The 13,467-nt window shown below is 69.4% G+C and carries 14 protein-coding genes; 10 read left to right on the top strand and 4 right to left on the bottom strand.

Annotated elements, in window-relative coordinates:
• Nucleotides 1–64 precede the first annotated feature (64 nt).
• The 4 genes from QLQ12_RS12565 (at nt 65) to QLQ12_RS12550 (ending at nt 3,033) form a co-directional block, all read left to right on the top strand.
• Nucleotides 65–904, top strand: a complete 840-nt coding sequence (locus tag QLQ12_RS12565) for an SPFH domain-containing protein (RefSeq protein WP_282759601.1) — start codon at nt 65–67, stop codon at nt 902–904.
• Between the two features lie 13 nt (nt 905–917).
• Nucleotides 918–1,106, top strand: a complete 189-nt coding sequence (locus QLQ12_RS12560) for a hypothetical protein (protein ID WP_282759599.1) — start codon at nt 918–920, stop codon at nt 1,104–1,106.
• A 278-nt stretch (nt 1,107–1,384) separates the two neighbouring features.
• On the top strand, nt 1,385–1,990 hold the full coding sequence (locus QLQ12_RS12555) for a hypothetical protein (protein ID WP_282759598.1): 606 nt from the start codon (nt 1,385–1,387) through the stop codon (nt 1,988–1,990).
• Between the two features lie 656 nt (nt 1,991–2,646).
• Nucleotides 2,647–3,033 carry an alpha/beta hydrolase family protein gene (locus tag QLQ12_RS12550; RefSeq protein WP_282759597.1) on the top strand — a complete coding sequence of 129 codons (387 nt, stop codon included), beginning with the start codon at nt 2,647–2,649 and terminating at the stop codon, nt 3,031–3,033.
• Between the two features lie 60 nt (nt 3,034–3,093).
• Here the strand turns inward: QLQ12_RS12550 and QLQ12_RS12545 are convergent, their stop codons facing one another.
• Nucleotides 3,094–3,492: a winged helix-turn-helix transcriptional regulator gene (locus tag QLQ12_RS12545; protein WP_282759595.1), complete on the bottom strand. Its 399-nt coding sequence runs from the start codon at nt 3,490–3,492 to the stop codon at nt 3,094–3,096.
• 106 nt (nt 3,493–3,598) lie between these two features.
• Here QLQ12_RS12545 and QLQ12_RS12540 point away from each other — a divergent pair, with 106 nt between their 5' ends.
• Nucleotides 3,599–4,501, top strand: a complete 903-nt coding sequence (locus QLQ12_RS12540; RefSeq protein WP_282759594.1) for an NADP-dependent oxidoreductase — start codon at nt 3,599–3,601, stop codon at nt 4,499–4,501.
• A gap of 205 nt (nt 4,502–4,706) precedes the next feature.
• Entirely contained in the window at nt 4,707–5,537 is an 831-nt protein-coding gene (locus tag QLQ12_RS12535; protein WP_282759592.1) for an isocitrate lyase/PEP mutase family protein, read from the top strand.
• A gap of 70 nt (nt 5,538–5,607) precedes the next feature.
• On the opposite strand, the gene QLQ12_RS12530 is transcribed toward QLQ12_RS12535, so the two are convergent.
• The 3 genes from QLQ12_RS12530 to QLQ12_RS12520 form a co-directional block, all read right to left on the bottom strand.
• The gene (locus tag QLQ12_RS12530; protein WP_282759591.1) at nt 5,608–6,447 is read right to left on the bottom strand and encodes an SGNH/GDSL hydrolase family protein; all 840 of its coding nucleotides are present in this window, start codon (nt 6,445–6,447) and stop codon (nt 5,608–5,610) included.
• Nucleotides 6,448–6,584: 137 nt separating this feature from the next.
• Entirely contained in the window at nt 6,585–8,054 is a 1,470-nt protein-coding gene (locus QLQ12_RS12525) for a hypothetical protein (RefSeq protein WP_282759589.1), read from the bottom strand.
• Complete coding sequence (locus tag QLQ12_RS12520) at nt 8,042–9,814, bottom strand: flavin-containing monooxygenase (protein WP_282759587.1); 1,773 nt, start codon at nt 9,812–9,814, stop codon at nt 8,042–8,044. Before QLQ12_RS12520 ends, QLQ12_RS12525 begins: the two co-directional genes overlap by 13 nt.
• A 416-nt stretch (nt 9,815–10,230) precedes the next feature.
• Here QLQ12_RS12520 and QLQ12_RS12515 point away from each other — a divergent pair, with 416 nt between their 5' ends.
• The 4 genes from QLQ12_RS12515 to QLQ12_RS12500 all read left to right on the top strand — a co-directional run bounded on the left by QLQ12_RS12515 (nt 10,231) and on the right by QLQ12_RS12500 (nt 12,521).
• Nucleotides 10,231–10,521 carry a hypothetical protein gene (locus QLQ12_RS12515; protein ID WP_282759586.1) on the top strand — a complete coding sequence of 97 codons (291 nt, stop codon included), beginning with the start codon at nt 10,231–10,233 and terminating at the stop codon, nt 10,519–10,521.
• A gap of 97 nt (nt 10,522–10,618) precedes the next feature.
• Nucleotides 10,619–11,167, top strand: a complete 549-nt coding sequence (locus QLQ12_RS12510; RefSeq protein WP_282759585.1) for a helix-turn-helix domain-containing protein — start codon at nt 10,619–10,621, stop codon at nt 11,165–11,167.
• Between the two features lie 35 nt (nt 11,168–11,202).
• A complete protein-coding gene (locus QLQ12_RS12505) occupies nt 11,203–11,592 on the top strand; it encodes a hypothetical protein (RefSeq protein WP_282759584.1) in 390 nt (129 codons plus the stop codon).
• Between the two features lie 122 nt (nt 11,593–11,714).
• Nucleotides 11,715–12,521 (top strand): hypothetical protein, encoded by an 807-nt coding sequence (locus tag QLQ12_RS12500; RefSeq protein WP_282759582.1) that lies wholly within the window; start codon nt 11,715–11,717, stop codon nt 12,519–12,521.
• The last annotated feature ends 946 nt before the right edge of the window (nt 12,522–13,467 follow it).

Below are 13,467 nucleotides of genomic sequence, written 5' to 3'. Positions count from 1 at the left end.
GCGGTGCGTAGCTATCGTGGTGATATCACTTTGATAGTTACGGGGAGGCGTTGTGGAGCGTTCGGTGTTCCGGACATCGGGGTTCGTGGCATTGGCGGGATGGTTGCTTCTCACGATCGGCGGCCTGGGCGCCGCCGCCGCGGATCAGCATCCCGCCGTCCTCGGCGCCGTGGGCACGGTGTGGCTGGTCGGCACGATCGCCGTGTTCACCGGCCTGATCGTCATCGACCCCAATGAGTCCCAGGTCGTCCAGTTCTTCGGCCGCTATCTCGGCAGCATCCGCGAGCCCGGCTTTCACTGGACCGTTCCGCTGACCACGAAGCACCGGGTCACCCTGCGCGTGCGCAACTTCGAGACCGACCGGCTGAAGGTCTCCGACGCCGACGGCAACCCCGTGGAGATCGCGGCCGTGGTCGTCTGCCGCGTCATCGACACCGCCAAGGCGAGCTTCGCGGTGGACGATCACCTGGCCTACGTGGCGGTGCAGGCGGAGACGGCGGTGCGGCATCTGGCCACCAGCCACCCGTACGACTCCCACGACACCGGGCGGCCCAGCCTGCGGGACTCGGCCGTGGTCAGCGACGAGCTGACGACCGAGCTCAGTGAGCGCGTCGCTCTCGCCGGCGTCGAGATCGTCGAGTCCCGGATCACCCACCTCGCCTACGCGCCGGAGATCGCGCAGGCGATGTTGGCCCGGCAGCAGGCGGCCGCGGTCGTCGCCGCACGCTCGAAGATCGTCGAGGGCGCGGTCGGCATGGTCTCCGGCGCCTTGGAGCAGCTCCGCGCCGAGCACGTCGTCGAACTCGACGAGGAGCGCAAAGCGCAGATGGTGGCCAACCTCCTCGTGGTCCTCTGCGGCGACCGTGCCGCTCAGCCGGTGGTCAACACGGGAACCCTGTACTGAGTCGCGGTGCCTCATGTCTGAACGCAAGAAGCTCCTGCTGCGCCTGGACCCGCATGTCTACGACGCGATCGCGCGGTGGGCCGCGGACGACCTGCGCAGCATCAACTCCCAGATCGAGTACGCACTACGTGCCGCTCTGCGTGCCGCGGGCCGGTCTCCCCGCCCCGCCGAGGCCCGGGCGGACGACGACGCCGACGAATGAGGCCCGCGGAGCGGCGCGCTGGAGAAGCCGGGCTCCGGCGTCGACCGTTCCCGGGTATGGTCTTCCGACATGGGCGCGATCAAGCCGTGGCACCTGCTCGTCTGTCTCATCGTCGTGCTGATGATCGTCGGAGTGACGGCGGTCTTCATCAGAGCAGGCCGGCGCAGGTAGCAGTACCGGGATGGCGCACGATCACCTTCCGCGCGCATCCAGCCGCAGATGACGCGCGCCCGGTCGCACCGGCGCAACTTCGGCCGCCGCCCGCCGGTTCACCTGATGTGACCAACGTTCCCACCCCCGCCTGGCGGACCCACCAGAACGCGCTCATCCTGGCCGCTGCCGGCGCCTTCGCGCTCCTCACTCTCGGCATCCTTCTGACCCGCCCCTCTCCGGACCAGCTCGCCTCACCCGGTCCGCCGGACGTCGCGTCGCTGCCGCCCGCGTCACCCGGCACCGTCACCGCCGACTATCGGGGCATCCGCTGGCGCCTTACCGCCGTGACGGACCGCCGCGGGACCACCGAGATCCCCTCGTCCGTCGACGCGTGGCTCCACCTGGCCGCCGACGGCGAGCTCCTCGCCTCCGACGACGTCAACGGGATCAGCGGGCGCTTCGCCACCACCAGCGCCGGCTTCGACGTCACCGAAACGACCACTACCGCCGTCTTGTACGCCGTCGGCGACCTCGCCCAAAGGGCCGCCATGACCGGGATCAACGCGGTGACCGTGAGCGCCGACGTTCAGCCTCTGCACGTCACCGTCCTGTCAGCGGACCGCGAACACCTGAACGTGCAGGCCAACGGGGTACGGCTCACGTTCGTCCGAAACGGCGCGCAGTCGCCGCACGAGCCTCGCCGCCCAGCGCGGGACACCACCGACAACTGATCCAGAACCCGCCACCAGGACTGGCACGCCTCGGCGTCTTCCACGGAAAGGATCTGGTCGGCTATGTCGACTTCTACGGCGACGACCCGGGATACCGGAAATCGGCTTCCTGATAGGCGACCGCGGTCGGTGGGGCGTGGCTTCGGGCTCAGCGCCGCCGCCGGGCTTCGCTACGGATTTGTCGATCTGGGGCTCGACGAGACCAGGGCCGAAGCCTTCGAATCCCATCAGCGTTCCATCCGCATTCTCAGAAGGACCGGATTCAAGGAGGCCGATTGGCCGAGCGGCCAAGAGCTGCGCGGCTCAGGGGCGACGTCGGTGCGTTTCGCTATCCGGGCAACCCAGTGGAGGCGGGCCTCATGACAGGTGCTGCCGTCCCCTTTCCGGAGAACCGGCAGGATCAACACGTCGCGCGACGGAATCCAGCGCACCCCGTCAATCGGCGCTGATCATCATCGGTCAGGTACTCGTTGTGGCCGGTACGGTGCCTACCGGTCGCGCCACGGACCGGTGATGTCGCCGCTGCGGATGCCGTTGCGGCGGGCAAGGTCGTCGGCCTGGATTCCGCTGCTGCGAGAACACCGTCGATGTACTCGCAGAGCAATTCCCGTTCATCGGTTTCGAAGGCGGCACCCTCGAACCTGTCGTTGACGGCATTGAGCGCTCGGACGGGCGTCCTGCCCCAGACGCTCCCGGCGGACGCCGACCCGATCACGGCGAGCTTCTCCGACTACTACCGCACCGAGCGCGGCTACCACCCGCGCTCGATCAACTCCACCACCGCGTGGACCGCGACCACGCCGATGTCGTTCTTCGCCTTCCCGCTGATGACGAACCTCGACATGCTGGCGCCCCGCAAGGCCCTGCTGGTTGCCGGCGCCGACGCGCACTCTCGCTACTACTCCGAGGACGTCCGGGCGATGGCCCCCGGCACCGTCGACCTCGTCATCGTCTCGGGCGCGGACCACGTCGACCTGTACGACCGCAAGGACCTGATCCCCTTCGACCGGCTCGACGACTTCTTCACCACGAACCTCGCCTGACGGGAAGTGCCCCGGCAAGCAACGTCATAGCCACTCCGGCAGACGGTCGGCTGGGGAGGGTCAGGGGCGTGCGTCGAATTGGGCGCGGGCTTGGAAGACCTGGTCCATGTGCGTCTCCGCCCAGTTCTTGATCGCGATCATGACCGGAAACAGTTCGTGGCCGAGCGGAGTGAGTTCGTAGTCGACGCGGACCGGCACCGAGGCGGTGACCGTGCGGGTGACCAGGCCGTCGCGCTCCAGTGTGCGCAGTGTCTGGGTGAGCATCTTCTGGCTGACGCCGGCGATGCGGCCGGCGAGTTCGCTGTGCCGCCGCGGGCCGTCGGCGAGGGCCGGGATCACCAGTGCGACCCACTTGTCGGTGAGCCTGCTCAGCAGCTCACGGGTGGGGCACCGGTCCAGGAACGCGTCGTAGTCGCGTTTTGCCTGTTCGCGGCGTTGTGCCGCGGTCGTCGTCGCCATCTTGCCCTCCACCGGTGTCCTAGGCACTTCCAGGTACCTACTTTCTCATGGTGCCCGTCGATTCGTACGGTCTTGGTGATCACGAGAGTCCATCAAGGAGACGGCGATGCGCGCAGTAAGCTATGCACAGTTCGGCGGGCCGGAAGTTCTGCACGTGGCCGACGTGCCGGTGCCCGTGCCGGGTCCGGGGCAGGTGCGGGTGCGGGTCGCCGCGTCCGTCGTCCATCCCGTCGACCTGATGATCCGCTCGGGTCGGTTCCCGGCCCCACTGCCGACCGGCCTGCCGTACACGCCCGGCTGGGATGTGGCCGGCACCGTCGACGTCGTCGGCCCGGCGGTCGAGCAGGTCACCATCGGTGACGAGGTCATCGGCTTCTCGCCATGGCTGCGGACCACGGCCGGTGCCCACGCGGAGTACGTGGTGCTCGACGCCGCCTGGCTGGCCCCCGCGCCCGCCGGCGTGCCCGCAACCGATGCGGCGACCCTGCCGACCAACGGCCTCGCCGCCGCCCAAGCCCTCGACCTGCTCGCGCTGCCGGCGGGTTCGACCGTGCTCGTCACCGGCGCCGCCGGGCAGGTCGGCGGGTTCGTCCTGGCGCTGGCCCGCGTGACCGGCCTGCACGCCACGGGCCTGGCCGGGGCCGGTGACCGTGCGTTCGTGGAGTCGCTGGGCGCGGCGTTCCTGTCGCGTTCCGACGGCCCGACGGGGATGTTCGACGCGGTCATCGACCTGGCGGTGATCGGCCCCTCGCTGCTGGACCTCGTCCGCGACGGCGGGGGCTACGTGGCCGCGTCGCCGCCGCTTCGCCCGGAACCGGTGCGGGAGATCCGGACCTACGCACTGGAGGTGCTGCCGGACGGATCGCGGCTGGGTGAACTGGTCAAACTGGTCATCAGCGGCGACATCCCGCTCCGGGTCGCCGGCGTGTACCCCTTCGCCGACGCCGCGGCCGCTCACGACCGGCTGGCCCGAGGCGGCGTCCGCGGCGGCGTGGCGATCGTCCCATGACCGTCGGTCGAGGCAGGGGAACGGCGTCGCCCGGCTGACGTCGCATGAGCGAATCCGACGGATCCGTGGCGGCATCGGCCGGGTCCGCGGCGTCCGCGCGGGCAGTGGCCGGCGCTGATGTTCAGGGCCGAAACCCGCCAGCCAGGACGAGCGCGAGCGGCGAGACTTCGAGCCGGTCCGATGTCGCCGAACGAGGATGGATTCGATGGTTGACGCACTGAACACCGGCAGGGCGCGGGCGCTGCGGGCATGGCACGGGCAGGGCGTGCTGGTGCTGCCGAACGCGTGGGACGCGGCCAGCGCGGGACTGGTGGTCCGTGCGGGTGCGGCGGCCGTCGCGACCACGAGCGGCGCGGTGGCCTGGTCGCTGGGGCGGCCCGACGGGGAAGGGCTGACGCGGGACGAGATGATGTCGGCGGTGCGGCGCATCTGTGCGGCCGTCGACGTTCCGGTGACCGCGGACGTGGAGGCCGGTTACGGGCCGTCGCCGGAGGATGTGGCGGCCACCGTGCGGGCGGTGGTGGAGGCCGGCGCGGTGGGCGTCAACATCGAGGACGCCCGCAACGGCGCGCTGTTGACCGTCCGGGAACAGGAGCGGCGTCTGCGGGCGGCCCGCGACGCCGCGGACGCCGCCGGGCTGCCGGAGTTGGTGATCAACGCCCGTACCGACGTGTATCTGTCGGGGGCCGGTGGGCCGGCCGAGGTCCTGGCCCGCGCCGTCGCCTATGCCGAGGCCGGCGCCGACTGCCTGTTCGTGCCGGGTCTGACCGACCTCGGGGCGCTGCGGGAACTGGTTGCCGGCTCGCCGCTGCCGGTGAACGCGATGACCGGTCCGGGTGGCCCGTCGGTCGCCGACCTGGCCGCCGTGGGGGTCCGCCGGGTCAGCGTCGGGACATCGATCGCTCAGGCGGCGTACGGGCTGGTCGAGCGTGCCGCCCGCGAGCTGCTGGAATCCGGCGCCGGTGACGTGCTCGACCCGGCGCTCGGCTACGGGGATCTCAACGCGTTGTTCGCCCGTACCCCGCATGGATTTTGATCGGCTGGTTCTCCGTGCGTCTGGAGGTCGATCGAGACGGCACGGAGAACCAGCCGGGGCGCGACGCTGGTCAGAATCGGTCGGCGAGGCCGGTGTTCGCCACGGCGGGCAGGTAGCCGCGGGCGTGGCCGGTGGCGGTCGGGTGGAGGGCGGTGTTGTCGCGCATGCCCTCCGCGCCGACGAGCCACGGCCGGGCGTTGCAGAGCGCGTGCCCGGCGAAGGTCTGCTCGACGTCGACGAAGCGCACCTGCTCCCGGGCGGCCGCCGTGGCCAGGACCCGGTTGAGGCGCTGGACGACCTGGTTGGCGCGGGCACGCAGCTTCGCCGGGACGGGCACGGTCGCGCACTGCCGGGCGCGGGCGAACGGCAGCGGGTAGCCGGTCACGACGACGCGGGCGTCCGGGGCGGCGGTGGTCACCGCGCGGATCATGCGGCCGAGGTCGCGGGGCATGGTGGCCGCCAGCTTGCGGTCGACGGCGGCGTTCGCGGTGCGGCAGTCGATCGCGGTGGCCGGGTTGGCGCAGGACCGCAGCACCCGGGCGACCTGCAGGTCGTTGGCGCCCGCGGTGATGGTGACCAGGCCGGTGCGCGGGCTCAGCGAGGACACCTGCCGGTGGGTGACGTCGGCGGTGGTCGCGCCGACGCAGGACGCGTTGCGCAGGGCGACGCCGCCGTGAGTCTCGCGGGCCAGCAGGGCCGGGTAGGCGGCCGAGGTACGGCCGCAGGCGTCGCGGGTCGGCTCGGCGCCGAAGCCGGCGGCGTAGGAGTCGCCGAGGGCGACGTACTGCAGTGGCGCGGGTGCGACAGACACGGCGACGGCGGTGGCGGGGGCCGCCCAGCCGGTCGCGGTGAGGGCGACGGCCGCGCAGACGGCGACGACGCGATGGAAGATCGTGCTGGGGTACGACATCTGAGTCTCCGAAACTGCAGCGAGCGCGGGGAACCGGGGGGAACCGGAAACGGACATTGCGACCATACAGTGCTATAGGTCTCATGTCTGTCAGGCTCAACGCCGCGCACCGGCATTCGGTGACGATCGGGCGGTAATCAGAACGGGTACGACAGGCGCATCACACTGCCGTCCGCGGTGCCGGCGAGGTAAAGGGAGCCATCGGGACCGGCGGCCAGCGCCGTGAACTGCCGCGGCACACCGGGCATGCTCTGCGCGAACAGCGCTGGGCGGGCGTGCCGGGGCGCGGCGATCGGCAGGTCCGCGGCCAGCACCCGGAGCGGTGGGCCGACCTCCACGAGCCGCCTGCGGCCGGCCTCCACGACGATCGGCCGGCCGTCGGCGACCACCAGACCCTGCGGCGTGTCGAGGCCCTCGGCCAGGGCGACCGGTTTGCCGCTGTCGAGGCGGTAGACCGTGCCGTGCTGCTCGTCGCTGACGTAGCAGCGGCCCCCGGCGTCGAGGGCGACGTCGACCGGCCGGCCCAGACCCTCGGCGAGCACGTCCGTCGTGCCGCCGGGGCCGACGGCCAGCACGCGACCCGTGCCCGCCTCGGCGATCACCAGCGCGCCGTCCGCCCGTACCGCGATGCCCTGGGGTTGATCGAGGTCCTCGGCGCGGGTGCGGGTGGACCGGGAGCCGGGGTCGAACGTCACCGCCTGCCCGTACTGGGAGGTGAAGTGCAACGCGCCGTCGCCGGCGGCGAGCGCGTGGGCGAACGGCAGGAACACGCCGTCCAGCCGGTAGTGGTCGGCGACGTGCAGGGCGCCGGCGGCGTCGACGGCGAGGCCGTAGGGGCCGGCCAGCCCGCGCGGCACCACGTCACGGAGACCGCCGTCCGGCAGCACCTCGGTGATGCCGCCGGCCGAGAAGCTGGAGACGAACATCCGGTTCCGGGCGTCGAAGGCGGCGTTGTCCAGCCCGGCAATGCCGGTGGTGACCGTGGTGCGGCGGTCGCCGTCGATGCGCCAGATCGTTCCGGCCTCGTCCAGCGAGAGGACGATCAGGACGCCGTCGCGGTCGAAGCGGACCGCGACCGTCTGCGGCACGTCGCCGGCGACGAGCTCCGGCGTGCCGCCGTCGGGGCTGATCCGGTAGACCTCGCCGGGGAACATGTGCGGGTAGTAGAGCAGGCCGTCCGGGCCGGCCTGCATCGCGTTGCCCATCATCAGGCCCTCGGCGAGGACCACCGGCTCGCCGGCGCCGACCTCCAGCAGGCGGCCGCCGGGGACCATCTCGTTGACGAACACCCGGTTCCCCACGCAGGCGACGCCGTTCGGGTTACGGATGCCGTCGGCGACGAGATCGAAACCACCGGCCGGGGTACGCCGCCAGACTCTTCCGGGAGCCAGATCGGTCACGTACATCGCGCCGTCGGCGTCGAAGGCCAGGTCGTCGGGTGATGCGATCGGCCCGTCCGGCGCGACCACCACCTCGACGTCGCCGGTGGTGACGTCGACGGCGCTGATCCGGCCGGGGAGATATTCGGCGACGTGGAGACGGCCGTCCGGGCCGAAGGCGATGCCGTTCGATCCGCGCAGCGGCGTGGGGTTGATCAGCCGTTCCATAGGACCTGCTCCATGCTGTCGGCGCGCCAGGCGCGCAGGAGGTCGTGGAAGGCGATCGGGCCGGGGCCGAAGGAGAGACCGGCCCGCATCGGATTGCCCTCGTTGTTGTAGTAACCCGGGGTGCAGTCGGCCTGGAACCGGAAGCTGTTCTTCGCGGTCCGGTCGATGGTGGCGGACCAGGCGTCCTCGGCTTCGAGGGTCGGCTCGATCCGGCGGGCGCCGCGTTTGTTCGCCTCGGCGACCACGGCCCCGATGTGGTTGGCCTGTTCCTGGAGGATGTGCACGAAGTTGACGGCGTTGGCGTTGTGCACCGGCCCGAGGTTGAAGAAGTTGGGGAAGCCGTGGCTGTAGAAGCCGTGCAGGGTGCGGAACCCGTCGGCCCAGTGTGCGAACAGGTGGCGGCCACCGCGCCCGTAGACCTGGAGGCTGCCGGAGAGGACGCCGGAGATGCCGACCTCGAAGCCGGTGGCGAAGATGACGCAGTCCACCGGGTACTCGGTGTCGCCGACGACGACGCCGGCCGGGGTCATCCGGGTGACGCCGCCGTGGTCGGCGGTGTCGACCAGGGTGACGTTGGGCCGGTTGAAGGTCTGCAGGTACTCGTCGCTGAACGTGGGCCGCTTGCACATGTACCGGTACCAGGGCTTGAGCAGCTCCGCGGTGGCCGGGTCGTCCACCACCCGGTCGACCCGGGCGCGGATCTGGTTCATCTTGGCGAAGTCCGCCAGCTCCAGCTCGTCGTCGGTGAGTTCGTCGCGGACGCCGCCCAGGAAGGCGCGCTGCAACCGGGCGGTGCCGGTCCAGGCGTCGTCGATCAGGTCACGCTCGGCGTGGCCGCCGGTGACGACGGTCAGGAAGTTGTCCATCCGCTCGCGCTGCCAGCCCGGTCTCAGCGCCGCCGCCCAGGCCGGGTCGGTGGGCCGGTTGTCGCGGACGTCGACCGACGACGGGGTGCGCTGGAAGACGTACAGGCGCCGGGCGTCGCGGCCGAGGTGGGGCACGGCCTGGATGGCGGTGGCGCCGGTGCCGATGACGGCCACCCGCTTGTCGGCGAGCCCGTGCAGGCCGCCGGTCTGGTCGCCGCCGGTGTAGCCGTAGTCCCACCGGCTGGTGTGGAAGGTGTGGCCGCGGAACTCCTCGATGCCGGGGATGCCCGGCAGTTTCGCCTGCGTCAGCAGGCCCGAGGAGAGCACGACGTAACGGGACCTCGTCTCGTCGCCGCGGTCGGTGCGCACGGTCCACTCGCAGGTGTCGTCGTCCCAGGTCAGATCGGTGACCCTGGTGTGGAACAGAGCGCCGCGGTAGAGGTCGAACGTCGTCGCGACGGCGACCGCGTGCCGCCGGATCTCCTCGCCCGGGGCGTACCGCCACCGCGGGACGTACCCGACCTCCTCCAGCAGCGGCATGTAGACCGTGGCTTCGATGTCGCAGTGGATGCCGGGGTAGCGGTTCCAGTACCACGTGCCGCCGAAGTCACCGGCCTCGTCGATCATCCGCAGATCCTCGACGCCGGCCTGGCGCAGCCGGGCGGCGGTGAGCAGCCCGCCGAAGCCGCCGCCCACGACGACCGCCTCGACGCGGTCGCGCACCGGTTCCCGCTCGGTCCGCTCGGTGTACGGGTCCGTGGCGTAGTAGCCGAACTCGCCGGTCACCTTCCGGTACTGGCCGCCGCCGTCCGGGCGGATCCGCCGGTCCCGCTCCGCCCGGTACTTCTCCCGCAGGGCGTCGATCTCTCGCGGTGTGAAGGAGGTCGTGGACATGTGTGTCCTTCCGGCGGCGTGCTTCCCCGCCAGACAGCTAAGCGGCGAAGGATGCGCGAATCAAGAGCTTGCACTATTACGGACATCGATATCTCGGTCGGCCTCGCGATGCGGCACGGTCCGCCTCTGCGTGACGCGGTGACGACGATGCGTCGTGGAGTGTCCGCATTCCCTGCCGTTCGATCGATCCCTATGGACTTAATCGCACACATTGTCCGTTGGCGGGAGGTGTGGTCGAGCCATTCTCGGCGCCAGCGCGTTCATCGCTCGTACGCAGAATGCGCCCGGTTGGCCGCAACTGTGGGGGGAGAGGTGCTACCGCGGCTGCGGCGAATGCGGGACCGAACAGGCGGAAGGCGGCCCGGGTCTGGTGGTTCCTTGCGGGGACCGGCTCGGACGGCCGACGTGTCGATGCCATGGCCGAGGTCGAGGCGACGGGGCCGGAGGCCTGCGCCAAGGTTCAGCTCGAGCTGGAGCACCGGGAGTCCGGCCGCCGCGACGTACGACACGACAAGGCGCTAAATGTCCGACTTAGGACCTTTTGGTTTGAGCTAGGCGATAATAGATTTTGGTTGGTCTACGGCGTCGATGGGAGATTCCTGGTGGTTCTCTCGTTCGTCATCGGGGGTTCCGGGGCATTACCGGAGGAAGCCGTGGAGGTGGCCGAGCGGAGGTGGAGTCTGTGGCGGAAACAGAAGGCGCAATGATCCGGGCGACGGTCGCCGACGGCTGGTGCGGCGCGCAGGGCGGGCTCGGTCCCGCCGTGACGCCTGCCGTCACCGGGTGGACGCGGAACCTCGAGACATGGGAGTTCTGATGCCGTCGCACGACACTCCACCGGCCGTCGGCACCCGTGCCGGCCTCCTGGCCCGGCTGCTGTCCACCCCGCAGGGAGTCGCGGCGGACTACGATGTCCGGGCTCGCGACGGGCTGGTCCAGGCTCTGGTGCGAATGCGCCGCCGGAGGGGCTTGACCCAGGGGGAAGCCGCCAGACGGATGTCGACGACACAGTCGGCCGTCTCCGAGCTGGAGAACGGTGTCACCGACGCCAGGCTGTCCACGCTCCAGCGGTACTCGAGGGTGCTCGGCTGCAGCCTCGAACTGATCCTGCGCGAGGGGGCGACCCGGCACTTCACCTCCTGGGAGGAGCGGACGCTTCCCTACAAGGCGAACTCCCGGACGAAGGTGCTGAGGGGCGACGCGTCCGCCTGGGGATTCGTGGGCGGCGCTGACGTGGTCGCCGGGGCCGGCGTGCCCGTGCGGCTCCGTCCTCGTGACAACGACGTGCGGGTGAGCCCACCCGGCGACGATTGTTTCGTCAAAGCGCTGGACGAGCTAGTAGCGGCGGCGTGAGGGCGCGGACCGACCTGCGTCAACGCTCAGAACGCGTGATCCGCCGTGCCTCGCTGGTCGACCTGCGGCTGCGCAAACTGGACGCCGAGTTGCTCCTGCCGGTGGTCAAACCACCCCTTCGGGTGGTGCTGCTCGACCTCACCCGCGAGATGTCGTCGATACCCGGGCATATGGTCTACGCGTGCTCTTACGAGCTGGAGGGCCGGGACGGCACTCAAGAGACGTTCCTGAGCCTGAAGATCGTGCTCAACGCGGTGGTGCGAGTGCCCGACGATCCACCGTTGACGGAGAGTGAACTGAAAGCGTTCGGCGCTGTCGGGTTGATCGAGATCGCCCATCCCTACATCCGGGAATTGGTGCACTCCCTGTCCGGCCGAATGGGTTTGCCGGCTCTGGTCGTGGAAGTGGCTCCTCCTATCGCGTGACAGCGGCCTCCCGTGCTTCCGGGTACTGTTCGGATTGTTTGTATCGCTGCTTTCAGGTATGCGTCGCGAACATGAGATCCGGGTATTCGTCGAGCATTTTCGCAGGGGGAGCGATGCCAGCGATGAAGTTCTTCGGCGGCATCAAGAGCGTCGGTACGTGGGTGGGGATTGTCCGTAATCTGGGTTGGCTCGCGATGGTGGTGGCGGGGGCCATCTATGTGGGCGCGAAATATGCCGGGTCCAATGAATCCGTACCCTCGTCCGTATCGTCCATCGCGCTCGGTCTGGTCGCTTTCGGCGCGGGCCTTCTCGTCGGCACTCTCACCATGCAGCGGCGGATGAGCAAGACCGCTGAATACTCCTGGGAGAGCGCGGAATACCTGTACGAATTCGATCCGGCCGACATATTGAGGCATCGGCAGACCGTCCGGATCACGATCCGGGCCAACAAGCACAACGTGGAGATGTTCAAGAACCGGTACCGCTGGACAGGAGTCGGTGACATCACTCGGCCGGCGGTGCGCAGCCCGGGGCACACGCTGATGACGGAGATCTCCCGGGACCGTTCCTGGCGAGAATATTATGTCGTCTTCGACAGGCCGCTGCGGAAGGGTGCCAAGACCGAGATAGAGATATTCCAGGAATTGAATGACGTGGGCCGGACGTTCGAGCCCATGCTGGCCAAGATTATTGTCGAGCCGATCGGCTCCTTGAAGCTGCGCGTCATCTTTCCGCAGGCCATGCGGCCCGCCGAGGCCCGGGCCATCGAATTCATCCGGTCCCGCGGCGGCGGCACCGAATGGGAGATCGCGGATGAATGGCCGGTGCCCATTGATTCCAATACCGGCGAGGCAGTCTACGAGATGAAGAGGCCCAAGATCGGGGCTCGGTATCAGGTGGTCTGGGACGGCGCTAATTATCCCCGCTAGGACTGTCCGGAACCGGCGGGAAAGCTATCCTGATCTTGATATGCTTGGCGGCGTCGTCGTTTCGCGGGAGGTGCACGTGGAGAACTAGGCTGGCAGCCGAAGGTCGGACCAGCATGAGTCTCCGTGCTCGAGCGGCGATACAGGTGCTCACTGAACGTGAGGATGGATCTGCGGGAAGCGTTCGAGTGGTGTGGCCATGCCCGGACTCTTTCGCCGCAGGTCGCCCGTTCGGAAGGATGGCGTGGCCGACGGGGCTCGCGCGGGGTCCGATTGGACGATGCAAGGGCTGTCGAAATCAGTTCTAATGCAAACATCGCCGGATAACTTTGCCAAGAGGGCCGGCTTCACACGACGGCGGCACCCGGGTCGACTCCGGGTGCCGCCGTCAGTGCGTCGAGCCCTGTCCATCTTTGCGCCGAGCTCTAGTTATCCACTTGCGCCCCCTCGCCGAGAACCATTGCCAAGAGGTGGAAACAACCGAGAGCATACATCGCCCGGGCCAGGCCGGGGTAACGGATTGTGACGCATCCGGACCCGTGGCGGGCTCCTCATAGCCTTAAGCCGATAATGTCCCCAGTTCTGCTCGCCAGCCTATCATTCTGTGTTGACGGCTATCGTGAACGTGAGATCGAATCGGGTTGGCGCCGGGCCGCATCGCGGCAACATTCATAATCGCTGATTTGTCGCTGTCTCGACATATTTTAGTGCCCTCGTTGATTGCCTGGCGAGCCGCCGGCCAATGCGAGAGGGATTCTCTTGACAAAGGATTCCCGGACCGCTGCCACCGCTGTCCCGGCTCCTCCGCGCGCCGGCCGTCCGGTCGACGGTGCGGCCTCCGGATCGTATGGTGATCCGGCAACCGATCGACGCGGCGGCCGCTCCACGTGCGACTTCCGGCCGGCGCCGACCCCTGACCCGCCGGAGCCGCCGTGACCGAGCATTCATC

Origin of the sequence: Actinoplanes sandaracinus, from assembly GCF_030009775.1 — a bacterium.
Lineage (GTDB): Bacteria > Actinomycetota > Actinomycetes > Mycobacteriales > Micromonosporaceae > Actinoplanes > Actinoplanes sandaracinus.
The sequence above is the reverse complement of the archived record's forward strand: the minus strand, read 5'-3'. Positions and strand labels throughout refer to the sequence as shown.

What these genes read in the sequence shown, in the direction of transcription:
- QLQ12_RS12530 (WP_282759591.1), bottom strand. Translation starts at nt 6,447, where the DNA reads ATGTCGTACCCCAGCACGATCTTCCATCGCGTCGTCGCCGTCTGCGCG.
- QLQ12_RS12500 (WP_282759582.1), top strand. Translation starts at nt 11,715, where the DNA reads ATGAAGTTCTTCGGCGGCATCAAGAGCGTCGGTACGTGGGTGGGGATT.
- QLQ12_RS12520 (WP_282759587.1), bottom strand. Translation starts at nt 9,814, where the DNA reads ATGTCCACGACCTCCTTCACACCGCGAGAGATCGACGCCCTGCGGGAG.
- QLQ12_RS12525 (WP_282759589.1), bottom strand. Translation starts at nt 8,054, where the DNA reads ATGGAACGGCTGATCAACCCCACGCCGCTGCGCGGATCGAACGGCATC.
- QLQ12_RS12515 (WP_282759586.1), top strand. Translation starts at nt 10,231, where the DNA reads ATGGCCGAGGTCGAGGCGACGGGGCCGGAGGCCTGCGCCAAGGTTCAG.
- QLQ12_RS12535 (WP_282759592.1), top strand. Translation starts at nt 4,707, where the DNA reads ATGGTTGACGCACTGAACACCGGCAGGGCGCGGGCGCTGCGGGCATGG.
- QLQ12_RS12560 (WP_282759599.1), top strand. Translation starts at nt 918, where the DNA reads ATGTCTGAACGCAAGAAGCTCCTGCTGCGCCTGGACCCGCATGTCTAC.
- QLQ12_RS12545 (WP_282759595.1), bottom strand. Translation starts at nt 3,492, where the DNA reads ATGGCGACGACGACCGCGGCACAACGCCGCGAACAGGCAAAACGCGAC.
- QLQ12_RS12510 (WP_282759585.1), top strand. Translation starts at nt 10,619, where the DNA reads ATGGGAGTTCTGATGCCGTCGCACGACACTCCACCGGCCGTCGGCACC.
- QLQ12_RS12540 (WP_282759594.1), top strand. Translation starts at nt 3,599, where the DNA reads ATGCGCGCAGTAAGCTATGCACAGTTCGGCGGGCCGGAAGTTCTGCAC.